Genomic DNA, 21,003 nt, shown 5'->3' with positions numbered 1-21,003 from the left:
TAAGGACCCACAGATAATGGCTATCGAAATCAAAGCCCCGTCATTCCCGGAATCGGTTGCCGATGGCACCGTTGCCACCTGGCACAAGAAACCAGGTGAGGCCGTCAAGCGTGACGACCTGATCGTCGACATCGAAACCGACAAAGTCGTGCTCGAAGTGTTGGCTGAAGCAGACGGCGTGCTGGGCGCAATCGTTGCCGAAGAGGGCGCTACCGTTCTGTCGAACCAGGTCCTGGGCTCGATCGAAGAGGGCGGCGCTGCTGCTGCCGCTCCTGCCGCCGCTGCTGCTCCGGCTGCTACTGCCACTGCCGCACCGGCTGCTGCCGATGGCGAAGATGACCCGATCGCAGCTCCTGCCGCGCGCAAGCTGGCTGAAGAGAACGGCATCAACATCGCTTCCGTTGCCGGCACCGGCAAGGGCGGTCGTGTGACCAAGGAAGACGTGGTAGCAGCAGTTGCTGCGAAGAAAGCCGCTCCGGCTGCCGCGCCTGCCAAGGCTGCTGCTCCTTCGGCTGCTGCGCCTGTGTTCGCTGCTGGCGACCGCATCGAGAAGCGCGTACCGATGACTCGCGTACGTGCCACCGTGGCCAAGCGTCTGGTTGAAGCCCAGTCGAACATGGCGATGCTGACCACGTTCAACGAAGTCGACATGACCGAAGTCATGGCCCTGCGTTCGAAGTACAAGGACCTGTTCGAGAAGTCCCACAACGGCGTACGCCTGGGCTTCATGTCGTTCTTCGTGAAAGCGGCCACCGAAGCGCTGAAACGCTTCCCGGCTGTCAACGCGTCGATCGACGGCGGCGACATCGTTTACCACGGCTATGCGGACATCGGCGTTGCCGTTTCCAGCGACCGTGGCCTGGTGGTACCGGTTCTGCGTAACGCCGAGCTGATGAGCCTGGCTGAAATCGAAGGCGGCATCGCAACATTTGGCAAGAAAGCCCGTGACGGCAAACTGTCGATGGACGAGATGACCGGTGGTACCTTCACCATCACCAACGGTGGTACCTTCGGTTCGATGATGTCGACACCGATCGTCAACCCGCCGCAGGCAGCGATTCTGGGCATGCACAACATCATCCAGCGTCCGATGGCCATCAACGGTCAGGTCGTGATCCGTCCGATGATGTACCTGGCTCTGTCCTACGATCACCGCCTGATCGATGGCAAAGAAGCTGTGACCTTCCTGGTGACCATCAAGAACCTGCTGGAAGATCCGGCTCGTCTGTTGCTGGATATCTAAAAAGCAGCTGCAAGCTTTCAGCTACAAGCCTCAAGCTCAAGGCGAGCGGGTGGACTTGCAGCTTGAAGCTTGCGGCTTGTAGCTTTATTGCTAAAGAGGATTTTTTGAATGTCGCAGAAATTTGACGTAGTAGTGATCGGTGCCGGCCCTGGTGGCTATGTAGCGGCCATCAAGGCTGCTCAGTTGGGCCTGACCACTGCCTGCATCGAGAAGTACACCGACGCAGAGGGCAAGCAAGCCCTGGGCGGTACCTGCCTGAACGTGGGTTGCATTCCTTCCAAGGCGCTGCTCGACAGCTCGTGGAAATACAAGGAAGCCAAAGAGAGCTTCAACGTTCACGGTATCTCGACCGGCGAAGTCAAAATGGACGTCGCTGCGATGGTTGGCCGCAAGGCTGGCATCGTCAAGAACCTGACCGGCGGCGTTGCCACCCTGTTCAAGGCCAACGGCGTTACTTCGATCCAGGGCCACGGCAAGCTGCTGGCCGGCAAGAAAGTCGAAGTCACCAAGCCGGACGGTTCGGTTGAAGTCATCGAAGCGGAAAACGTCATCCTCGCGCCAGGTTCGCGTCCGATCGACATTCCACCGGCTCCGGTTGACCAGAAAGTCATCGTCGATTCGACTGGCGCTCTGGAATTCCAGTCCGTACCTAAACGTCTGGGCGTGATCGGCGCTGGCGTGATCGGTCTGGAGCTGGGTTCGGTATGGTCGCGTCTGGGTGCAGAAGTGACTGTTCTCGAAGCACTGGACACTTTCCTGATGGCAGCGGACACCGCTGTTTCCAAGGAAGCGCTGAAAACCCTGACCAAACAGGGTCTGGACATCAAGCTGGGCGCTCGCGTTACCGGTTCGAAAGTCAACGGCGAAGAAGTCGTCGTCAACTACACCGATGCCAACGGCGAACAGACCATCACTTTCGACAAGCTGATCGTAGCCGTTGGTCGCCGTCCGGTGACCACTGATCTGCTGTCTGCCGACTGCGGCGTGGAAATCGACGAGCGCGGTTTCATCGCGGTCGATGACCATTGCGTCACAGCTGTACCGGGCGTCTTCGCCATCGGTGACGTGGTTCGCGGCATGATGCTGGCCCACAAGGCGTCCGAAGAAGGCATCATGGTTGTCGAGCGCATCAAGGGCCACAAGGCTCAGATGAACTATGATTTGATCCCTTCGGTTATTTATACTCACCCGGAAATCGCGTGGGTTGGCAAAACCGAGCAGGCGCTGAAGGCCGAAGGCGTTGAAGTCAACGTCGGCACCTTCCCGTTCGCCGCTTCCGGCCGTGCCATGGCTGCCAACGATACCGGTGGTTTCGTCAAGGTCATCGCCGATGCCAAGACCGACCGCGTATTGGGCGTGCACGTGATTGGCCCGAGCGCTGCAGAACTGGTTCAGCAGGGCGCGATCGGTATGGAATTCGGCACCAGCGCTGAAGACCTGGGCATGATGGTCTTCTCCCATCCGACCCTGTCCGAAGCCTTGCACGAAGCTGCTCTGGCAGTGAATGGCGGCGCCATTCACATTGCCAACCGCAAGAAGCGTTAAGACATAATAAGAAACCACGGCGGCAACGGCCCGTCGTGAGCCTTGCGAGCAAGACTCACCGCGGAATGTCCGCCGGACGCAGTCTTGCGTAGCCCAGCTACGCAAGCAGCAGTCACAGGTGGCGCGGCACTCAAACGAGCGCAGCGCCGAATGCGCAGTACCTAACGAAGACGGTAAAAAGCATGAATCTTCACGAGTATCAGGGTAAGCAGCTGTTCGCTGAATACGGCCTGCCAGTTTCCACTGGTTATGCAGTAGACACCCCGGAAGCAGCAGCAGAAGCTTGCGACAAGATCGGCGGCAACGAGTGGGTCGTCAAAGCCCAGGTTCACGCCGGTGGTCGCGGTAAAGCGGGCGGCGTAAAGCTGGTTCGCAGCAAAGAAGACGCCAAAGCCTTCGCACAGCAGTGGCTGGGCAAGCGTCTGGTGACTTACCAGACTGACGCCAATGGCCAGCCAGTCACCAAGATCCTGGTTGAATCGTGCACTGATATCGCTAAAGAGCTGTACCTGGGCGCTGTCGTTGACCGTTCGAGCCGTCGCATCGTGTTCATGGCTTCCACCGAAGGTGGCGTGGACATCGAGAAAATCGCTCACGACACTCCAGAAAAAATTCTCAAGGCCACTATCGATCCACTGGTTGGCGCTCAGCCATCCCAGGGTCGCGAGCTGGCATTCCAGCTGGGTCTGGAAGGCAAGCAGGTCACTCAGTTCGCCAAGATCTTCGTCGGACTGGCCAAGCTGTTCAAAGACCACGACCTGGCTCTGCTGGAAGTGAACCCGCTGGTGATCAAGGCTGACGGCGATCTGCACTGCCTCGACGCGAAGATCAACATCGACGCCAACGCCATGTACCGTCAGCCTAAGCTGAAGGCTTTCCACGATCCGTCGCAGGACGATCCGCGCGAAGCGCACGCTGCCAAGTTCGAACTGAACTACGTAGCCCTGGAAGGCAACATCGGCTGCATGGTCAACGGTGCCGGTCTGGCCATGGGTACCATGGACATCGTCAACCTGCATGGCGGCAAGCCAGCCAACTTCCTCGACGTAGGTGGTGGCGCTACCAAGGAACGCGTTACTGAAGCGTTCAAGATCATCCTGTCCGACCAGAACGTCGCGGCAGTACTGGTCAACATCTTCGGCGGCATCGTTCGCTGCGACATGATTGCCGAAGGCATCATCGGCGCTGTGAAAGAAGTCGGCGTGAAAATCCCGGTTGTTGTTCGCCTTGAAGGCAACAACGCTGAGCTGGGCGCTAAAGTACTGGCAGAAAGCGGTTTGAACATCATCGCTGCTACCAGCCTGACCGACGCTGCTCAACAAGTTGTCAAAGCTGCGGAGGGCAAATAATGAGCGTCCTGATCAATAAAGGCACCAAAGTTATCTGCCAGGGTATTACCGGTTCGCAAGGTAGTTTCCACACCCAGCAAGCCATCGAATACGGCACCAAGATGGTTGGTGGCGTAACTCCAGGCAAGGGCGGCACCGAGCACCTGGGTCTGCCAGTGTTCAACACCGTTAAAGACGCAGTAGCTGCCACTGGCGCTACCGCCAGCGTGATCTACGTTCCGGCTCCGTTCTGCAAGGACTCGATCCTGGAAGCGGCATTCGGCGGCATCAAGCTGATCGTCTGCATCACCGAAGGCATTCCTACCCTGGACATGCTGGACGCCAAAGTTAAGTGCGACGAGCTGGGCGTAGTCCTGATCGGCCCTAACTGCCCAGGCGTGATCACCCCAGGCGAATGCAAGATCGGCATCATGCCAGGTCACATTCACTTGCCAGGCAAGGTCGGTATCGTTTCGCGTTCCGGCACCCTGACCTACGAAGCTGTGAAGCAGACCACTGACGCCGGTTTCGGTCAGTCGACTTGCGTCGGCATCGGCGGTGACCCGATCCCGGGTTCTAACTTCATCGACATCCTGAAGCTGTTCCAGGAAGACCCGAAGACCGAGGCGATCGTGATGATCGGCGAGATCGGCGGTTCGGCTGAAGAAGAAGCGGCTGCCTACATCAAGGCTAACGTGACCAAGCCGGTTGTTTCCTACATCGCTGGTGTGACTGCTCCTCCGGGCAAGCGCATGGGCCATGCTGGCGCAATCATCTCTGGCGGCAAAGGCACTGCAGACGAGAAATTCGCTGCGCTGCAAGATGCAGGCGTTAAAACCGTGCGTTCGCTGGCAGACATCGGCAAGGCCTTGGCCGAGCTGACTGGCTGGGAAGTGAAGAAGTAAGCTTCGGCTGACTTTTTAGCTCCAGCAGCAAAGGCCACCTTCGGGTGGCCTTTGTCGTTTCTGGCGTATGAGAATTTTGAGCGCTGTTGTGGCGAGGGGATTTATCCCCGCTGGGCTGCGAAGCGGCCCCTATGCTAGCGTCCATGATCAGTCAGGCAGTTCCAGCTCGGATTCTTTGGGACTGCTGCGCAGTCCAGCGGGGATAAATCCCCTCGCCACAGGTTTGCTGTGATGAATACGTGTTCTCTGTATGAAAAATAGATATGTAAACGCGACACGGAAACGTCGCGTATCGGATAGTTCGCCCTCCAACAGTGCGTTTGTCAGCCAAATTCGTTAGGCTGGCAGCCATTTTTGCGTCCGCCGCCCACAAGGCAGCCACGCGCTTTAAGGGTCAGTCCCATACGGATCGACAGCATTTCCCTAATCCAACAGGGCAATCCCCCTCTAAATTCCGATTTCAGTAGTGTGGTATTACCTTAATGAAAGTTTTGAAAGGTCAGGACATCCTGGCACTTGGTTTTATGACGTTTGCCCTGTTTGTCGGGGCCGGTAACATCATTTTCCCGCCGATCGTCGGCTTGCAGGCCGGACCTCACGTCTGGATGGCTGCGCTGGGCTTTCTGATTACCGCCGTTGGTTTGCCGGTGGTCACCGTGGTGGCGCTGGCCAAGGTCGGCGGCGCGATGGATGCGCTGAGCAGCCCGATCGGCAAGATCGCCGGCGGTATCCTCGCGGCGGCATGCTATCTGGCTGTGGGTCCGCTGTTCGCCACTCCGCGTACCGCGACCGTTTCCTTCGAAGTGGGTCTGGCGCCGTTGACCGGCGAGAGCCCGCTGGCGCTGTTCCTCTACAGCTCGGTGTACTTCCTGCTGGTGTTCTTCATTTCGCTCTACCCTGGGCGTTTGCTGGATACCGTGGGCCGCTTCCTCGCGCCGCTGAAAATCATTGCGCTGGCAGTACTGGGCATCGCCGCGTTCGCCTTGCCGGCGGGTGACATCGGTCACGGCACTCCAGAGTATGTGGCGGCACCGTTTTCCCAAGGCTTCATCAATGGTTACCTGACCATGGATACCCTTGGCGCACTGGTATTCGGCATCGTTATCGTCAACGCGATCCGCTCCCGTGGCGTCGAGTCGCCAGCGCTGATCACCCGTTACGCGATCATTGCCGGGCTGATTGCCGGCGTCGGTCTGGCGCTGGTCTACGTCAGCCTGTTCCGCCTCGGTTCCGGCAGCCATGAAGTCGCGGTCGGCGCCACCAACGGCGCGGCGGTGTTGCATGCCTACGTGCAGCACACCTTCGGTTCGCTGGGCAGTGGTTTCCTTGCGGTGCTGATCTCGCTGGCGTGTCTGGTCACGGCGGTTGGCCTGACCTGTGCCTGTGCTGAGTACTTCAGCCGTGTGCTGCCACTGTCCTACAAGACGCTGGTGATTATCCTCGCAGCGTTCTCGCTGCTGGTCTCCAACCTTGGTCTGACCAAGCTGATTGCTTTCTCGATTCCAGTACTCACCGCGATCTACCCGCCGTGCATCGTTCTGGTCGCACTGAGCTTCTGCAAGGATTTCTGGCATGAGCACGGGCGCATTCTTGGCCCGGTGATGCTGGTTTCCTTCGTTTTCGGCACCATCGACGCCCTGAAAGGCGCTGGTCTGGCTGACTGGATGCCAACTCAGCTGACCCATCTGCCGCTGAGCGAGCAGGGTCTGGCGTGGCTGGTCCCGTGCGTGATGACCCTGGTAGTCGCCGTGGTCTGTGATCGCCTGCTGGGCAAGCGCAGCGAAGTCACTGCCTGACGGGGTTCGGACCCGCCACAAGTGGGTCAGCCCCGGTTAAACAGAAATGCCCCGTATCAATCGATACGGGGCATTTTTTATCAGAGCTGATAATCCTCAGCCCAGATAACGTACGACCAGAGCTCCCACATTGACGTTGTCGCTGTCACGGCTCAGGAGTATTCGCTTGTCGGGCTGCACTGCCACCGAGATCCATTGCATACCGGGCCCCATAGAGTGAGTTACGTATCCCTTGCCATCTCCAAAGGTTGTGTCCAGTTCACCCGTTGCCAGATAGCGGCAGGCAAGCATTTGCTCCCTGGTTATTTGCCCTGTACTCCCCACCACAACCAAGCCATCCTCAGGCTCCCCACTTAGATCGAACAAAGTGCAACCGTCGGTTAATCCAAGATCAGTGACTACAGGCTTACCCTGATTGAATGCGAGATTTGGTCTACCGTTCGGGTTGTACGCGGCCATCATTGCTTTGCGTCCTTTACCCCAAACGTCGTCAGGAGATGTGTCGACCTGGCCAGCAACAAAGAAGCTGCCGTCAGCACGTAACATCAGGCTTCGTACGCTGGCCGGGTAATCCGATGGAATGTAGACGGTCCCGGTGCCATCATCGCCGAAGTCTTTATGGGATGTTCCATCGACGTTCAGGCGCACAATCTTTCCTTCTCCAGCCCTCGAACCTGCGACTGTGATTACTCCATCCTCTGCCACTGAAATCGAAGCAATGCCCATTGCAAGGTCCAGCCAGCCTTTGTTGTTGAAAGCGGTATCGAAATCTCCTTTCTGATCAAGTCTGAACAGTCGGTCGCTTTGACCGACGAGGATTTTTTCATCAGCAGTCAGTACTAACCTGGTTCTGGATTGCGACTTGATGGAAGCTTCCGGTTTTGGCAATTGCGATTCGGACTGTGGCAGGAAAGGGACGTAAACCGTCCCATCGGGACCGAAATCGCGATCTCTTGCACCATCAGCGAAGAATCTGGCAAGGGCAAATCGAGTTCCTTGGTCCTCATCATATTGATACCCAAAAAGCAGCGCCTTACCGTCTTTATAAAGACAGGCGCCAGTTCCGCTGGCTTGTCCCGAACCTGTAAACGTACCTACGATCAAACCGTTTTCGTTGAAGCCAGTATCGTTAGTACCGTCCGCCAGTAATTGCGCCAAATGAAAACTGACCTTGCCCTCTACAACAGTTTGTCCCACGAGAAGGATCTTTCCATCCGGGCGCAAGCCTGCGATGTTCAAAGCCTGGCTTCCCGCAGCAAATGAATCGGCGTACCCCCGGTTGCCAAACGTTGTGTCAATGGGCAGCGCAGCGTTCAAAGGTGTCATGCTCAAATCCTTGTCTGATAGGGGAGCGGTCAGTGTTCCCGTTTGAGAAAACGACCTTATGCCTCGCCATACCCTCGGCGCTACTGTCAGAGTTGACAGGTATAAGCCTTTGAAAGCTGATAGCTGCGGTCTATTTTTGAATGTATTTGACTCTTCAATGAGCGTGTCTTTTTACGAGCCAACACGTCGAAACGAAGTGTTCCCTCCATCATTCCTCTTGCTCAGGACAACGAATGTCGTTCATCCAAGCCAATCTGATCCACTTGCTCGCCGCCGTCTGGTTTGTCGTCTGCTGGGGCGGTTACACCCGTTATGCCACCTGGAAGGCCCGTGATACGGCGTGTCTGGCCAGCGTGTTGCACCTTTACCGCGAAGACTGGATGCGCCGCATGCTGCTGCGTGACAACCGCATCGCCGATGCCAGCGTGATCGGCAATCTGGAGCGCAACGCCTCGTTCTTCGCATCCAGCACGCTGATCATCCTCGCCGGTATTCTCACCGTGCTCGGTGCGTCCGACCGAGCTGTGTCGTTGTTGGCGGATATTCCGATGGTGCAACAGGCCTCGCAAGGCATGTCGGAGATCAAGTTGCTGTGCCTGGCACTGGTGTTCGTCTATGCGTTCTTTACTTTCAGCTGGTGCATGCGCCAATACAACTTCGCGGCGATTCTGGTCGGTTCAGCGCCGATGATCGGCGAGCGCCAAGTGACCGAGCAGGAACGCAAGGCCTTCGCTTCACGGGCGGCGCGGGTGATTTCGATGGCGGCCAACCAGTTCAACTTCGGCCTGCGCTCTTATTACTTCGGCATGAGCATGCTGGCGTGGTTCGTCAGCCCGTGGCTGTTCATGATCATGAGCGCGGGCGTGGTGGTGGTGTTGTATCGCCGCGAGTTTCATTCCGACGTTCTCGATGTCATGGTCTATACCCCTACAGAGGCGCCCGTCCCTGAGGCGAACAAAGAGGCTGTTTGATGAGTATTCCGTTCTGGTGTGTGTTTATCAGTGCTTTATTGATCTACGTGGCGCGCATGCCGGTGGCCAAGGCCATGAAAGAGCAGGGCGGGTATGACAATCACTTGCCTCGGCAGCAGCAGGCGCAGTTGACCGGCTTCGGTGCGAGGGCGCTGGCGGCCCATCAGAACAGCATCGAGGCCTTCATTCTGTTCGCGGTCGGTGTGCTGATGGCGCACACCACGCAAACCGCGGGTTGGCTGATCGATGCGCTGGCGATCATCTTCGTGATCTCGCGAGTGTTCTATCTGTGGTTCTATCTGGCGGATCTGGCGAAGTTGCGCAGCCTGATGTGGCTAGTTGGCTTCATCTGTTCGTTGTTGCTGATGATTAGTCCGACTTTTAGAACCGTGTTGCTCTAACCGGTAAATCGCAGGCAAAAGAAAACCCGCACTTGGCGGGTTTTCTTTCACACCACAAAGCTTATTGCTTTTTGGCGGCTTCTTCTTGAGCAGCGGCGTTCGATTCAGCCTGAGCTTTGGCAGCTTCGGCGTTTTCTTTTGCTGCGTCGTTCACTTTATCCTGAGCTTTGTTCATGTCTTGCTGAGCTTGCTCAGCATGTTGGTTGGCATCTTGAGCTTTGTCCTCGGATTTTTTATCGCAGGCAGCGAGACCGAGGGAAGCGGTCAACATCAAGGCAATAGCTAAAGTCTTACGCATGGGGTGTATCTCCTTATGGAAAATAACTACTGGCCTTAAGAACTCGGCGCTACGGGTTAAGTTCCTCAATTGTTTCAGATATATAAGTTTGTTTTATCACGGAACTTTTGCCGCTTTTCTCACTACTGGCACAAGGCCCAAACGCGAGTAATTATCACATGGCCGAAAACCCCGTTTTTGAGCGCGCGACGCGCTTTTTATCGGCATTGCGACACTGTCAGGTCTTGGGTCTGCAAGTGCACAGTGCCTCCAGCGAAGGGCTGACGGTGATCCTGCCGTACAGCGAAAAAATCGTCGGCAATCCCGAAACCGGTGTCATTCATGGCGGCGCCATCACTTCATTGATGGACACCGCCTGCGGCATGTCGACCCTTTGCGTGCTGCCGGAGTTCGAAGTCTGTCCGACCCTCGATCTGCGCATTGACTACATGCACGCCGCTGAACCGAACAAAGCGGTGTACGGCTTTGCCCAGTGCTATCGCGTGACCACCGACGTGATCTTTGCCCGTGGTTTTGCTTACCAGGACGATCCCGAGCAACCGATTGCCCACGTCGTCGGCACATTCATGCGCATGGGCATCGGTCTGAAGGGCAGCAAGGGTTTCGCGGGCGCGATCAAGGGAGCGAGCCAATGAGCAACGATCTCAGGGAGCAGCTGCAACAGGCTCACGCGCAGGGCGATTACGCGCCGCTGCTGGCGTTGATTCCTTATGCCGGGCTGATCGGTATCGAATGCTCGCGAGTCGGCGATGAGTTGCTGTTCAAGCTGCCGGCGAACAAGGACAACATTGGTAACCCTTTATTACCGGCGATCCATGGTGGCGTGATTGCCGGGTTCATGGAGCTGGCCGCAGCCCTGCATTTGCTGATTTTCACCGGCACGCCGGGTGTGCCGAAGATCATCGATTTTTCCCTCGATTACCTGCGCGCCGGGCAGTTTCGCGACACTTGGGCCAGGTGTCAGGTCTGCCGTCAGGGCCGTCGCGTCGCTAACGTAGCGGTCACTGCCTGGCAGAGTACCGAGGCCGAACCGATCGCCACCGCCCGCGCGCACTTCAAAATTGATGAGCCCTTGAAATCCTGAACAGCGCCCCCAACTCAGATGACAACCCGCCGCAGACCATTTCGGGTCGCGGCCACTGCCATCTGATTGGAGTTTGATGACCATGAGTGTGGAAACTCAAAAGGAAACCCTGGGCTTCCAGACCGAGGTAAAGCAGCTGCTGCACCTCATGATCCATTCGCTGTATTCGAATAAGGAAATTTTCCTTCGCGAATTGATCTCGAACGCCTCTGACGCTGTCGACAAGCTGCGCTTCGAAGCCCTGGCCAAGCCTGAGTTGCTCGAAGGTGGCGCTGACCTGAAAATCCGTGTGAGCTTCGACAAGGACGCCAAGACCGTCACCCTCGAAGACAACGGTATCGGCATGAACCGTGACGATGTGATCACCCACCTGGGGACCATCGCCAAATCCGGCACCGCCGACTTCATGAAAAACCTGTCCGGCGATCAGAAGAAAGATTCGCACCTGATCGGCCAGTTCGGTGTCGGCTTCTATTCGGCCTTCATCGTCGCCGACAAGGTTGACGTTTACAGCCGTCGCGCCGGCACTGCCGCCAGCGAAGGCGTGCACTGGTCGTCGAAAGGCGAGGGCGAGTTCGAAGTCGCCACCATCGACAAGCCAGAGCGCGGCACCCGCATCGTCCTGCACCTGAAATCCGGCGAAGACGAATTCGCTGATGGCTGGCGTCTGCGCAACATCATCAAGAAGTACTCCGACCACATCGCTTTGCCGATCGAACTGCCGAAGGAAGTCACTGCGGCCGAAGGCGAAGAGGCTCCAGCCGTTGAATGGGAAACCGTCAACCGTGCCAGCGCCCTGTGGACCCGTCCGCGCACTGAAGTCAAAGACGAGGAATACCAGGAGTTCTACAAACACATCGCTCACGACTTCGAAAATCCGCTGTCGTGGAGCCACAACAAGGTTGAGGGCAAGCTCGAGTACAGCTCGCTGCTGTACGTGCCGGCCCGCGCACCGTTCGACCTGTACCAGCGTGAAGCGCCGAAAGGCCTGAAGCTGTACGTGCAGCGTGTGTTTGTGATGGATCAGGCCGAGTCGTTCCTGCCGCTGTACCTGCGCTTCATCAAAGGCGTGGTCGATTCCAACGACCTGTCGCTGAACGTGTCGCGTGAGATCCTGCAGAAAGACCCGATCATCGATTCGATGAAAACCGCGCTGACCAAGCGTGTGCTCGACATGCTGGAAAAACTGGCGAAGAACGAGCCTGAGCAATACAAAGGCTTCTGGAAAAACTTCGGTCAGGTCATGAAAGAAGGCCCGGCAGAAGATTTCGCCAACAAAGAAAAAATTGCCGGTCTGCTGCGTTTTGCATCGACCCAGGGCGACGACGGCGAGCAGGTTGTCGGTCTGGCTGACTACCTGGCCCGCGCCAAGGAAGGTCAGGACAAGATCTACTACCTCACCGGCGAAACCTACGCGCAGGTCAAGAACAGCCCGCACCTGGAAGTCTTCCGCAAGAAAGGCATCGAAGTGCTGCTACTGACCGATCGCATCGACGAGTGGCTGATGAGCTACCTCAGCGAATTCGACGGCAAGACGTTTGTCGATGTGGCGCGCGGTGACCTCGATCTGGGCAATCTGGACTCGGAAGAGGACAAGAAAGCCGCAGAAGAAGTCGCCAAGTCCAAAGAAGGCCTGGTCGAGCGTCTGAAAACTGCTCTGGGTGATTCCGTGGCTGAAGTCCGCGTATCCCATCGTCTGACCGATTCGCCGGCCATTCTGGCCATCGGCGAACAGGACCTGGGCCTGCAAATGCGCCAGATCCTCGAAGCCAGCGGGCAGAAAGTCCCGGATTCGAAGCCGATTTTCGAATTCAACCCGAGCCACCCGCTGATCGAGAAACTCGATGGCGAGCAGAGCGAAGAGCGTTTTGGCGACCTGTCGCACATCCTCTTCGATCAGGCCGCCCTGGCGGCGGGCGACAGCTTGAAGGATCCGGCCGCTTACGTGCGCCGGCTGAACAAGCTGCTGGTTGAACTGTCGGTTTGATCACGTTGTAGGAAAAACCCGCTTCGGCGGGTTTTTTCGTTCTGGTGTTTACTCAATCAGGAGTCAGAAATGAGCCAAGTCACTGTACGTTCCGTGGTCTATCAGATTGACGGCCAGGCCTATGAAGGTCGCCTGGCGTTCGATGCCGAGCATAAGGCTGCGCGCCCGGGTTTGCTGATGGCGCCGAACTGGATGGGCGTCAGCGCCGGTGCCGAAGACATCGCCAAAGCGGTAGCGGCCAAGGGTTACGTGGTGCTGATCGCGGATGTCTACGGCCAGAGCGTGCGTCCGCAGAACGCTGATGAGGCGCTGGCAGCGATGATGCCGCTCAAGGACGACCGCGCGCTGTTGCGCAAACGTCTGCAAGTGGCTTTCGAGCAATTGCAGAGCCAGGGCGAAGCCGCGGTGGATACTTCGAAACTGGCGGTGTTCGGTTTCTGCTTCGGTGGTTGCTGTGCGCTGGACCTGGCCCGCACGGGTGCGCCGGTGAAAGCGGCGGTGTCGTTCCACGGCACGCTGGATTCGCCGAACCCGGCGGATGCGCAGAACATCAAGGGCTCGGTGCTGGTGCTGCATGGCGCATCCGATCCGTTGGTGCCGAAGGAGCAACTGCCAGCGTTCGAAGAGGAAATGAACGCAGCGAAGGTCGACTGGCAACTGTTCAGCTACGGCGGCGCGGTGCACTCGTTTACCGATCCGCACGCCAACGTACCGGGCAAGATGATGTACGACGAAAAGACCGCCAAGCGCGCGTTCAAGTCGATGCATGATCTGCTGGATGAAGTGTTCAACGGTTAAAAGCGAAAAGCGAAAAACCCCTCACCCTAGCCCTCTCCCGGAGGGAGAGGGGACTGATTGGGGGGGCTCGGGAGTGGCGTCGACCTGAACGTGAATAGGCGAATCCATAATCGCCGAGATTTTTCAGGTCGATGTATAACGCAAGACACCTCACCCCAGCCCTCTCCCTCTGGGAGAGGGCTGGGGTGAGGGTAAGCGGCCTAGCGCGGTAATTCGATCCGCTCGACTTCCCCCGGCACCGTCGGCCAATCCTTGGCCGCCCACTTGCGCCGTGCCTCATCAATCGCCGCCGGATCACTAGCAACAAAATTCCAATTGATCCGTCTCGGTCCGTCCAGTGCCGCGCCGCCGAACACCACCGCGTGCACATCGCTTTCGGCAAACAGGCTCATCTCTTCGCCGGCCGGCAACACCACCAGCGCATGCGGCTCGATCGCCTCGCCATTCAACTGCGCATCCCCGCTCAACACATACACCGCGCGTTCTTCATGCTCGGCCGGAATCAGCAATGTGGTCGCGGTCTGCATCTTCACTTCCGCATACAACGTAGGAGAAAGCACCGGCACCGGCGATTCCAGGCAAAAGCCTGACCCGGCAATCATGCGAATCTGCACGCCAAGGTTATCGCTGACCGGCAACGTCGCTGCCGGGTGATGGCTGTAATGCCCCGGGCCCTGTTCGTGCGCCTTGGGCGAGGCCAGCCAGACTTGCAGGCCGTGCAGGGTGAAGGTTTCGGCGAGCAGTGGCGCAGGCGTGCGCTCGACGTGGGCGATGGCGCTGCCAGCGGTCATCCAGCTGACATCGCCGGCGCCGACCACTTGATCGGAGCCCAGACTGTCCTTGTGCTGCAATTGCCCTTCGAACAGATAGGTAAGTGTCGACAGGCCAATGTGCGGATGCTGTCGGATGTCCATACCTTTGCCCGTCGGATAAATCGTTTCGAGCATGTGGTCGAAAAACACGAAAGGCCCGACGTTGCGGCATTTGGCTGACGGCAGCGGGCGCAGAATCGGCTGGCCTTCAACGTCTTCGGCGCGCGGGCGGATGATCAGGAGTGGCGTGTCCATGGTGCATTCCAGGCTGAGCGGGTGATGCCAGAAGCATAACCCGCCGCTGGCATCGGGAGGATTATTGGCTGTCGAAGCCTTGTGGTGCGTGAGTTTCGATGCTGACTTCGCTGGTGGTCATCAATTTGTGAATCGGGCAGCGATCGGCCACACGCAGCAGTTCCTCGCGCTGGGCGTCGGTGAGTACGCCTTTAAGGGTAAGGGTGACATGCAGGGCGTATTTGCCTTTCTGTTCCTGGCTGTTGTCGCGCTTTACCTCGACTCCCACGCCTGTCAGCGGGATGTTTTTTTTCTTCGCATACATCTTCACAGTCAGCGCTTTGCAGGCGCCCAGCGCAGCGTCGAAGTAATCGTGTGGCTCTGGTGCGGTGCCTCCACCTCCGGCGGTTTTCGGTACATCGGCAAACAATTCGTGGTCGTCGATCTGGACGGTGTGACGAAAACCTTCGGCAGAGACGGTATTGACGGTAACAGTCATGGAAACCTCACAGGCGGCAGGAGAAATCGTTCGATCAAAGCAGACCTTGCAGTTATAGAGCATTCGCGGCAGTGGGCGTTCCGCTTTTCGGCAGGGATGAACCCTTGTCGTTCGGGCGCGGTCTAGGCTATGCCCATCTGCCGGAGATTACTTGTGTCCTTGTCTCGTCTGAGTCTTGCCTGTCTGCTGCTGTTCGCTGGCAGCGCCAGTGCCCGCGAATACACCTACAGCGATGCGCACCTGCATTACGTGGATTTTTTCCAGGAAAGCGCCGGCATGCAGAAATTGCTCACGGCAATGAAAGAAAATTCCATCGAGCACGTGATGATTTCCGGCATTCCCGTGGCGAAGAAATGGCATGAAGACGAACCCAAGCGCCCGCGTTATTACGCCGGCGATGACGCCGATGCCTATTGGTACAGCGCCACCGATGTGATCATTGCCGATGCGGTGCAGAAACTGGCGCCGGAGCAGCGCCAGTACTTTCATCCATTCCTGTCCGGCTTCAATCCCAATGACAAGAATTCCGCCGCGCACATTCAGCGCATGCTCGATCTGTATCCGGGGTTGTGGCAGGGCATTGGCGAGGTGTTCACCCGGCACGATGATCTGACGGCGCTGACCTCCGGCGACACACCCCGGGCCAACAACGAGGCGATGACCAAGATCTATCACCTCGCCGCGGAAAACGATCTGCCGGTGATGCTGCATTCCAACATCACCTCCAAGCGTGAGAAAAATCCGCTCTATCTGAAGGAAGTTGAAGAGCCGCTGCGCAATCATCCGCACACGCGATTCATCTGGGCGCACGCCGGCACCAGCGCCGAGATTCATCGGCATCAAACGCAATTACCGTTTTTGTTGCCAACCCTGACGCGCATGCTTGAGGCTTATCCAAACCTGTTTATCGACCTGTCGTGGAGCATGCTCACGCCGTACTTGCTGGACGAGCAGGGCAAGCCGCGCGCCGAATGGCTGGCGCTGGTGGAAAAGTATCCCGAGCGCTTCATGCTCGGCTCTGACGTGGTAGGACGGTTCAACAAGCTCGGTGAGGAAATGCACAGCTACAAACCATTTCTCGATGCGCTGCCGGAGGCGGTGGCGCGCAAAGTCGCGCGCGATAACTTCCTGGCAATACTGCCGCGCAACACAGAAAAACCCGCTGCTCCGCGCTGAAACGTCAAAGCCACGGGTTCGGACTAGCCGCTCGTCTGCCTATCGCTTTTTCGTCTTATGCAATTTCACGGCAATGCCGATACCTTCTAAAGCAACCCGCTGCAGGCTGATGCAGCGCTTTTGGAAGGAGCCAGAGTGATGAATATCCGTAGTCTCAATATTGCCCCGCGTGCCGGTCTCGGTTTTGGCCTGCTGGCCCTGATGGTGTTTGCCCTTGGCGCGTTCGCCTTGCTGCAAATGTCGAACATGCGTGCGCAGTCCGATGAAGTCGACAACAACTGGCTGCCAAGCGTGATGGCGGTCGGTGAGATGAGTCAGGACATGCTGCGCCTGCGCGCACTGACCATGCGCCTGTTGCTCAACCGTGACCCCAAGGCACTGGAGCAGAATGTCGCCAAGCTCGACGAGCTGCGCAGTGGCTTGAGCGAAGCGCAGCAGCGTTATGACGCGTTGATCGTTTTGCCGGAAGAGCGCGCGCTGTTTGATCGCTTCAAGGTTGCCGAGCACAAATACCTGGAACTGCAGGCGCAAGTCCTGCAGCTGTCAGCGCAGAATCGGGTGGCAGACGCTTCGGCGATTCTCAATGATCAGATGAGTCCGCTGGCCGATGAGATTGCTTTGACTCTGCGCGATCTGGTCGAGTTGAACAAGCAAAATGCCGGTCTCGCCACTGAGGCAGCGCGCTTGGTCTTCAAACAATCGCGGGTGTGGGTCGCAGTAATGATCGCCATGGCTGCGCTGATTACCGTCGGCCTGGCGTTGCTGCTGACGCGCAGCATTGTCGTGCCGTTGTCGCAATCGCTCAGCGTGGCCGAAGTGGTGGCCGGTGGGGATTTGACCGGTGACATTCACATCGTTGGCAAAGACGAGCCGGCGCGTCTGCTGCAAGCGCTGAAAAGCATGCAGCACAATCTGCGCGACACGATCCGCCGAATCTCCGAGTCGTCCACGCAATTGGCCTCGGCTGCCGAAGAACTCAGCAGCGTCACTGAAGACGCCACTCGCGGCTTGCATCAGCAAAGTCAGGAAATCGAACAGGCCGCCACTGCGGTCAACCAGATGACAGCAGCGGTGGAAGAGGTGGCGAACAACGCCGTGGCCACGTCTGAAGCTTCCCGCGAATCCGACCGCATCGCCCGCCAAGGGCGCGAGCAAGTGCAGCAGACGGTGACGTCGATCGAGTTTCTCGCTGGCGATGTCACCAATAATGCCGCGCAGGTCGAGGCGCTGGCGCAAAAGGTTCATGGCATCAGCAAAGTGCTGGACGTGATTCGCTCGATCGCCGAACAGACCAATCTGCTCGCCCTCAACGCCGCGATCGAAGCCGCGCGCGCCGGCGATGCCGGGCGTGGCTTTGCAGTGGTGGCGGATGAAGTGCGGGCGCTGGCTCATCGCACCCAGCAGTCGACCCAGGAAATCGAGCAGATGATCGGCGGGATTCAGCAGGGCACCGATTCGGCGGTCAGCTCGATGCAGCAGAGCAATTCTCGGGCACGCTCGACCCTCGAGCTGGCGAAGAGCGCAGGCTCGGCCCTGGACGAAATTGCCTCGGCGTTTACCTTGATTAACGAGCGCAATCTGGTCATCGCCAGCGCCTCGGAAGAGCAGGCAGCGGTGGCGCGCGAGGTGGATCGCAATCTGATGAATATTCGTGATCTGGCAATGCAGACATCGGCGGGGGCCAATCAGACCAGTGCGGCGAGTCAGGAGTTGTCGAAGTTGGCGGTGGATCTGAACGGGATGGTGGCGCGGTTTTCGGTGTGAGTTTGACCTTCAAAAGCCCCTCACCCTAACCCTCTCCCGGAGGGAGAGGGGACTAATCCTGCGATGCTTTGGAATCCATATTCGACTCGGTTTCTCAGCTCGATGGTTAGCGGCAGTCACCTCGGTCGGCTCCCTCTCCCTCGGGAGAGGGCTGGGGTGAGGGGTAGGCCGCCGCGCAGTATCATCGAACAGATAAACAAAAGCCCCGCGTTCGCGGGGCTCTTTGTTCTGCTATGGATCAGCTGCCTTTAACGGTTTTGCCGTTAACCGTGCCGTCCTGGAGCATGATGTTGTACTCCTTGCCGTCAGTCTCGACCTGTTGCAGACGCACCAGCAGGTAATCCCAGTCCTTGGCGAACCACAGCACGGTGATGCGCTTGCTTTGTGTCGGATCGCGCACGCGTTCGACCTTGATCGCGTCGATCTGGCCGGCCTTGGTGTCGACCTTTTCCGAACCCAGCACGCGGAAGTCATAGGTATCGACTTCGCCATCATCAACCACCTGATAGCTCATGCTTTTCTTGCCGGCGGCAACGTCGTGCTGCAGCGCCAGTTGGTAGGTCGACTTGTCGACCATGCCACGGTTCAGCGGGATTTTCACCGCGTCGCCACGGTCGGTGCCGGTCACCAGTTTGTTGGCCCAGTCGAAGTCCAGATCAGCCTTTTTCGCTTTGCCCAGACCGCCACGCTCAAAGTGGTAGGACTGCGGCAGCAGCGTGTCCTTGTCCAGCTTCAGGGTGCTTTCTTCAGTCAGGCTGGCGATCATCATCGATGCCTTGAAGCTGAGCTTCCAGACGCCGTCGGCTTCCTTGGTCAGGCTGCGTTCGGCGGTGCCGCTCATGGGCAGCTGCTTCCAGTCGGCGGTGTAGCTGGCGGAGAACGGTTGAAGGTCCGCTGCCTGCGCGAAGGGCAGGGCGAGCAGAGCGCAAGCGAAGAGCAGGGCGCGACGCATAATATCTCCTAGTGTCGAATCAAGTGGCCGCTGGCGGCGAGTAACTGGCCGTCGAGTAAAGCACCCTGGTCACCGAGTGTCAGCCTGCCTTCGGCAAACCAGTGTACTGCCATCGGGTAGATCAGGTGTTCCTGAGCGTGGACTCGTTGCGCCAGACTCTGCGGCGTGTCGTGCAACTCTACCGGTAATACTGCTTGTACGACCAGTGGTCCGCCATCGAGTTCCTCGGTGACGAAGTGCACGGAGCAGCCATGTTCCGTATCGCCGGCCTCCAGCGCACGCTGATGAGTGTGTAACCCTTTGTATTTGGGCAGCAGCGACGGGTGGATGTTAAGCAGGCGACCCTGGTAGTGGCGCACGAAATCAGCGCTGAGAATGCGCATGAAGCCGGCCAGTACCACGAGTTTGGGGTTGAATTGGTCGATCAGTTCGATCAGCGCGGCATCGAAGGCCTCGCGGCCATCGAATGCTTTGTGATCCAGCGAGCGGGTGACGATACCCGCGTCGCGGGCGCGTTGCAGGCCGTAGGCGTCGGCGCGGTTGGAAATCACCGCAGCGATGCGGACCGGGCTGTCGCCGGTCCGCGTGCTGTCGATCAGAGCCTGCAAGTTACTGCCGGTGCCGGACAACAGCACCACGACATCACAGGACTTTGGCATCAGTGAGCCTTGAGGTTCTTCAGCTCGACCTGCGCAGCGCCCTCGGCGGCCACGGCGATCTGACCGATGACCCAAGGCTGCTCGCCAGCGTCACGCAGAGTGTTCAGGGCCACTTCGACGTGCTCCTGAGCTACGCAGATGACCATGCCGACGCCGCAGTTCAACACGCGGTGCATTTCGGTTTCATCAACGTTGCCTTTCTCTTGCAGCCAGTCGAACACGGCCGGGCGAGTCCAGCTGGCCACATCAACTACAGCCTGAGCGCCTTTTGGCAACACGCGCGGGATGTTGTCGAGCAGGCCGCCACCGGTGATGTGGGCCATGGCCTTCACAGCGCCAGTGTCCTTGATCAGCTTGAGCAGTGGCTTGACGTAGATGCGGGTCGGGGCCATCAGCAGGTCGGTCAGCGGTTTGCCGTCGAGCTGGGTGTTTTCGATGTCGGCACCGGAGACTTCGATGATCTTGCGGATCAGCGAGTAGCCGTTGGAATGCGGGCCGGACGATGGCAGGGCGATCAGCGCGTCACCGGTGGCGACTTTCGAGCCATCGATGATTTCCGCCTTTTCCACGACGCCGACGCAGAAGCCGGCCAGGTCGTAGTCTTCGCCTTCATACATGCCTGGCATTTCAGCGGTTTCGCCGCCAACCAGCGAGCAACCCGACAGTTCGCAGCCAGCGCCGATGCCGGTGACAACCTGGGCAGCGGTGTCGACGTTGAGTTTGCCGGTGGCGTAGTAGTCGAGGAAGAACAGCGGCTCGGCGCCGCACACCACCAGATCGTTGACGCACATGGCGACCAGGTCGATGCCGATGCTGTCGTGCTTGTTCAGGTTCAGCGCCAGACGCAGCTTGGTGCCGACGCCGTCGGTGCCGGAGACCAGCACTGGCTGCTTGTAGCCGGCCGGGATTTCGCAGAGGGCGCCGAAACCGCCCAGGCCGCCCATGACTTCCGGGCGCGCAGTGCGCTTGGCGACGCTCTTGATGCGTTCGACCAATGCTTCACCGGCGTCGATGTCTACACCGGCGTCCTTGTAGCTCAGGGAGGGTTGCTTGCTCATGATCCAGGCCTTTAGGGGAGGGGATTCAGGGGTTACGACCGAGTTCAGCGGGAACATCGAACTCGATGGGCGATCGCCTCACGCGAGTTTCGAGGGGCCCGGCTGTTGCCGGTCTGCGAAGGCGCGCGATTTTATCAGGCTTGAGGGGCAGCGGCCATCCTCGCACC

20 protein-coding genes are annotated in these 21,003 nt (G+C 58.4%); 13 read left to right on the top strand and 7 right to left on the bottom strand.

The genetic code is table 11. The features are described 5' to 3' along the window. Window positions 1-16: 16 nt before the first annotated feature. From odhB to brnQ, 5 genes are all read left to right on the top strand, one after another. Window positions 17-1,243, top strand: a complete 1,227-nt coding sequence (gene odhB / locus D8U82_RS10785; RefSeq protein ID WP_125927004.1) for a 2-oxoglutarate dehydrogenase complex dihydrolipoyllysine-residue succinyltransferase — start codon at window positions 17-19, stop codon at window positions 1,241-1,243. 108 nt (window positions 1,244-1,351) lie between these two features. Beyond that, the gene (gene lpdA, locus D8U82_RS10780; RefSeq protein WP_016773678.1) at window positions 1,352-2,788 is read left to right on the top strand and encodes a dihydrolipoyl dehydrogenase; all 1,437 of its coding nucleotides are present in this window, start codon (window positions 1,352-1,354) and stop codon (window positions 2,786-2,788) included. 182 nt (window positions 2,789-2,970) lie between these two features. Continuing rightward, a complete protein-coding gene (gene sucC / locus D8U82_RS10775; protein WP_016773679.1) occupies window positions 2,971-4,137 on the top strand; it encodes an ADP-forming succinate--CoA ligase subunit beta in 1,167 nt (388 codons plus the stop codon). Next, window positions 4,137-5,021 carry a succinate--CoA ligase subunit alpha gene (gene sucD / locus D8U82_RS10770; protein WP_130902189.1) on the top strand — a complete coding sequence of 295 codons (885 nt, stop codon included), beginning with the start codon at window positions 4,137-4,139 and terminating at the stop codon, window positions 5,019-5,021. The genes sucC and sucD overlap by 1 nt, the downstream gene beginning before the upstream one ends. 482 nt (window positions 5,022-5,503) lie before the next feature. Then, complete coding sequence (gene brnQ, locus D8U82_RS10765) at window positions 5,504-6,817, top strand: branched-chain amino acid transport system II carrier protein (protein ID WP_016773681.1); 1,314 nt, start codon at window positions 5,504-5,506, stop codon at window positions 6,815-6,817. A gap of 96 nt (window positions 6,818-6,913) precedes the next feature. On the opposite strand, the gene D8U82_RS10760 is transcribed toward brnQ, so the two are convergent. Then, window positions 6,914-8,143: a hypothetical protein gene (locus D8U82_RS10760; RefSeq protein ID WP_130902188.1), complete on the bottom strand. Its 1,230-nt coding sequence runs from the start codon at window positions 8,141-8,143 to the stop codon at window positions 6,914-6,916. A gap of 233 nt (window positions 8,144-8,376) precedes the next feature. Here D8U82_RS10760 and D8U82_RS10755 point away from each other — a divergent pair, with 233 nt between their 5' ends. Both D8U82_RS10755 and D8U82_RS10750 read left to right on the top strand, forming a co-directional pair. After that, window positions 8,377-9,114: a DUF599 family protein gene (locus tag D8U82_RS10755; protein ID WP_016773682.1), complete on the top strand. Its 738-nt coding sequence runs from the start codon at window positions 8,377-8,379 to the stop codon at window positions 9,112-9,114. Further along, window positions 9,114-9,515 carry an MAPEG family protein gene (locus D8U82_RS10750; RefSeq protein WP_016773683.1) on the top strand — a complete coding sequence of 134 codons (402 nt, stop codon included), beginning with the start codon at window positions 9,114-9,116 and terminating at the stop codon, window positions 9,513-9,515. Before D8U82_RS10755 ends, D8U82_RS10750 begins: the two co-directional genes overlap by 1 nt. A gap of 61 nt (window positions 9,516-9,576) precedes the next feature. On the opposite strand, the gene D8U82_RS10745 is transcribed toward D8U82_RS10750, so the two are convergent. Then, on the bottom strand, window positions 9,577-9,813 hold the full coding sequence (locus D8U82_RS10745; RefSeq protein ID WP_007959016.1) for a hypothetical protein: 237 nt from the start codon (window positions 9,811-9,813) through the stop codon (window positions 9,577-9,579). Window positions 9,814-9,971: 158 nt separating this feature from the next. Here D8U82_RS10745 and D8U82_RS10740 point away from each other — a divergent pair, with 158 nt between their 5' ends. The 4 genes from D8U82_RS10740 (at window position 9,972) to D8U82_RS10725 (ending at window position 13,682) form a co-directional block, all read left to right on the top strand. Continuing rightward, complete coding sequence (locus D8U82_RS10740) at window positions 9,972-10,448, top strand: PaaI family thioesterase (protein WP_024012154.1); 477 nt, start codon at window positions 9,972-9,974, stop codon at window positions 10,446-10,448. Continuing rightward, window positions 10,445-10,897, top strand: coding sequence for a PaaI family thioesterase (locus D8U82_RS10735; RefSeq protein WP_016773686.1), 453 nt, complete (start codon window positions 10,445-10,447; stop codon window positions 10,895-10,897). The genes D8U82_RS10740 and D8U82_RS10735 overlap by 4 nt, the downstream gene beginning before the upstream one ends. An 82-nt stretch (window positions 10,898-10,979) precedes the next feature. Then, the gene (gene htpG, locus D8U82_RS10730) at window positions 10,980-12,884 is read left to right on the top strand and encodes a molecular chaperone HtpG (protein WP_038861952.1); all 1,905 of its coding nucleotides are present in this window, start codon (window positions 10,980-10,982) and stop codon (window positions 12,882-12,884) included. 69 nt (window positions 12,885-12,953) lie between these two features. Further along, the gene (locus D8U82_RS10725) at window positions 12,954-13,682 is read left to right on the top strand and encodes a dienelactone hydrolase family protein (protein WP_130902187.1); all 729 of its coding nucleotides are present in this window, start codon (window positions 12,954-12,956) and stop codon (window positions 13,680-13,682) included. A gap of 200 nt (window positions 13,683-13,882) precedes the next feature. Here D8U82_RS10725 and D8U82_RS10720 read toward each other — a convergent pair whose 3' ends face one another. Both D8U82_RS10720 and D8U82_RS10715 read right to left on the bottom strand, forming a co-directional pair. Then, window positions 13,883-14,749: a pirin family protein gene (locus D8U82_RS10720; protein ID WP_130902186.1), complete on the bottom strand. Its 867-nt coding sequence runs from the start codon at window positions 14,747-14,749 to the stop codon at window positions 13,883-13,885. A gap of 61 nt (window positions 14,750-14,810) precedes the next feature. After that, entirely contained in the window at window positions 14,811-15,227 is a 417-nt protein-coding gene (locus tag D8U82_RS10715; RefSeq protein ID WP_130902185.1) for an OsmC family protein, read from the bottom strand. Window positions 15,228-15,356: 129 nt separating this feature from the next. Between D8U82_RS10715 and D8U82_RS10710 the strand changes: the two genes are divergently transcribed. Beyond that, window positions 15,357-16,403: an amidohydrolase family protein gene (locus D8U82_RS10710; protein WP_130902184.1), complete on the top strand. Its 1,047-nt coding sequence runs from the start codon at window positions 15,357-15,359 to the stop codon at window positions 16,401-16,403. 138 nt (window positions 16,404-16,541) lie between these two features. Then, window positions 16,542-18,167, top strand: a complete 1,626-nt coding sequence (locus D8U82_RS10705; RefSeq protein ID WP_130902183.1) for a methyl-accepting chemotaxis protein — start codon at window positions 16,542-16,544, stop codon at window positions 18,165-18,167. Between the two features lie 238 nt (window positions 18,168-18,405). On the opposite strand, the gene D8U82_RS10700 is transcribed toward D8U82_RS10705, so the two are convergent. The 3 genes from D8U82_RS10700 to purM are packed head-to-tail and all read right to left on the bottom strand — an operon-like array spanning window position 18,406 to window position 20,836. Beyond that, window positions 18,406-19,119 (bottom strand): DUF3108 domain-containing protein, encoded by a 714-nt coding sequence (locus D8U82_RS10700; RefSeq protein WP_056783915.1) that lies wholly within the window; start codon window positions 19,117-19,119, stop codon window positions 18,406-18,408. 8 nt (window positions 19,120-19,127) lie between these two features. Then, entirely contained in the window at window positions 19,128-19,778 is a 651-nt protein-coding gene (gene purN, locus D8U82_RS10695) for a phosphoribosylglycinamide formyltransferase (protein ID WP_125926995.1), read from the bottom strand. Further along, window positions 19,778-20,836 carry a phosphoribosylformylglycinamidine cyclo-ligase gene (purM, locus tag D8U82_RS10690; protein WP_016773695.1) on the bottom strand — a complete coding sequence of 353 codons (1,059 nt, stop codon included), beginning with the start codon at window positions 20,834-20,836 and terminating at the stop codon, window positions 19,778-19,780. Before purM ends, purN begins: the two co-directional genes overlap by 1 nt. Between the last annotated feature and the right edge of the window lie 167 nt (window positions 20,837-21,003).

The organism is Pseudomonas sp. Sample_23 (genome assembly GCF_004307595.1).
Classification (GTDB): Bacteria; Pseudomonadota; Gammaproteobacteria; order Pseudomonadales; family Pseudomonadaceae; genus Aquipseudomonas; species Aquipseudomonas atacamensis.
Note: the sequence above shows the minus strand (reverse complement) of the source record. Positions and strands in the feature narration are given on the sequence as shown.

Excerpts from the sequence above, each read along its gene's own strand:
- odhB (WP_125927004.1), top strand. The coding sequence starts at position 17 with ATGGCTATCGAAATCAAAGCCCCGTCATTCCCGGAATCGGTTGCCGAT.
- lpdA (WP_016773678.1), top strand. The coding sequence starts at position 1,352 with ATGTCGCAGAAATTTGACGTAGTAGTGATCGGTGCCGGCCCTGGTGGC.
- sucC (WP_016773679.1), top strand. The coding sequence starts at position 2,971 with ATGAATCTTCACGAGTATCAGGGTAAGCAGCTGTTCGCTGAATACGGC.
- sucD (WP_130902189.1), top strand. The coding sequence starts at position 4,137 with ATGAGCGTCCTGATCAATAAAGGCACCAAAGTTATCTGCCAGGGTATT.
- brnQ (WP_016773681.1), top strand. The coding sequence starts at position 5,504 with ATGAAAGTTTTGAAAGGTCAGGACATCCTGGCACTTGGTTTTATGACG.
- D8U82_RS10760 (WP_130902188.1), bottom strand. The coding sequence starts at position 8,143 with ATGACACCTTTGAACGCTGCGCTGCCCATTGACACAACGTTTGGCAAC.
- D8U82_RS10755 (WP_016773682.1), top strand. The coding sequence starts at position 8,377 with ATGTCGTTCATCCAAGCCAATCTGATCCACTTGCTCGCCGCCGTCTGG.
- D8U82_RS10750 (WP_016773683.1), top strand. The coding sequence starts at position 9,114 with ATGAGTATTCCGTTCTGGTGTGTGTTTATCAGTGCTTTATTGATCTAC.
- D8U82_RS10745 (WP_007959016.1), bottom strand. The coding sequence starts at position 9,813 with ATGCGTAAGACTTTAGCTATTGCCTTGATGTTGACCGCTTCCCTCGGT.
- D8U82_RS10740 (WP_024012154.1), top strand. The coding sequence starts at position 9,972 with ATGGCCGAAAACCCCGTTTTTGAGCGCGCGACGCGCTTTTTATCGGCA.
- D8U82_RS10735 (WP_016773686.1), top strand. The coding sequence starts at position 10,445 with ATGAGCAACGATCTCAGGGAGCAGCTGCAACAGGCTCACGCGCAGGGC.
- htpG (WP_038861952.1), top strand. The coding sequence starts at position 10,980 with ATGAGTGTGGAAACTCAAAAGGAAACCCTGGGCTTCCAGACCGAGGTA.
- D8U82_RS10725 (WP_130902187.1), top strand. The coding sequence starts at position 12,954 with ATGAGCCAAGTCACTGTACGTTCCGTGGTCTATCAGATTGACGGCCAG.
- D8U82_RS10720 (WP_130902186.1), bottom strand. The coding sequence starts at position 14,749 with ATGGACACGCCACTCCTGATCATCCGCCCGCGCGCCGAAGACGTTGAA.
- D8U82_RS10715 (WP_130902185.1), bottom strand. The coding sequence starts at position 15,227 with ATGACTGTTACCGTCAATACCGTCTCTGCCGAAGGTTTTCGTCACACC.
- D8U82_RS10710 (WP_130902184.1), top strand. The coding sequence starts at position 15,357 with ATGCCCATCTGCCGGAGATTACTTGTGTCCTTGTCTCGTCTGAGTCTT.
- D8U82_RS10705 (WP_130902183.1), top strand. The coding sequence starts at position 16,542 with ATGAATATCCGTAGTCTCAATATTGCCCCGCGTGCCGGTCTCGGTTTT.
- D8U82_RS10700 (WP_056783915.1), bottom strand. The coding sequence starts at position 19,119 with ATGCGTCGCGCCCTGCTCTTCGCTTGCGCTCTGCTCGCCCTGCCCTTC.
- purN (WP_125926995.1), bottom strand. The coding sequence starts at position 19,778 with ATGCCAAAGTCCTGTGATGTCGTGGTGCTGTTGTCCGGCACCGGCAGT.
- purM (WP_016773695.1), bottom strand. The coding sequence starts at position 20,836 with ATGAGCAAGCAACCCTCCCTGAGCTACAAGGACGCCGGTGTAGACATC.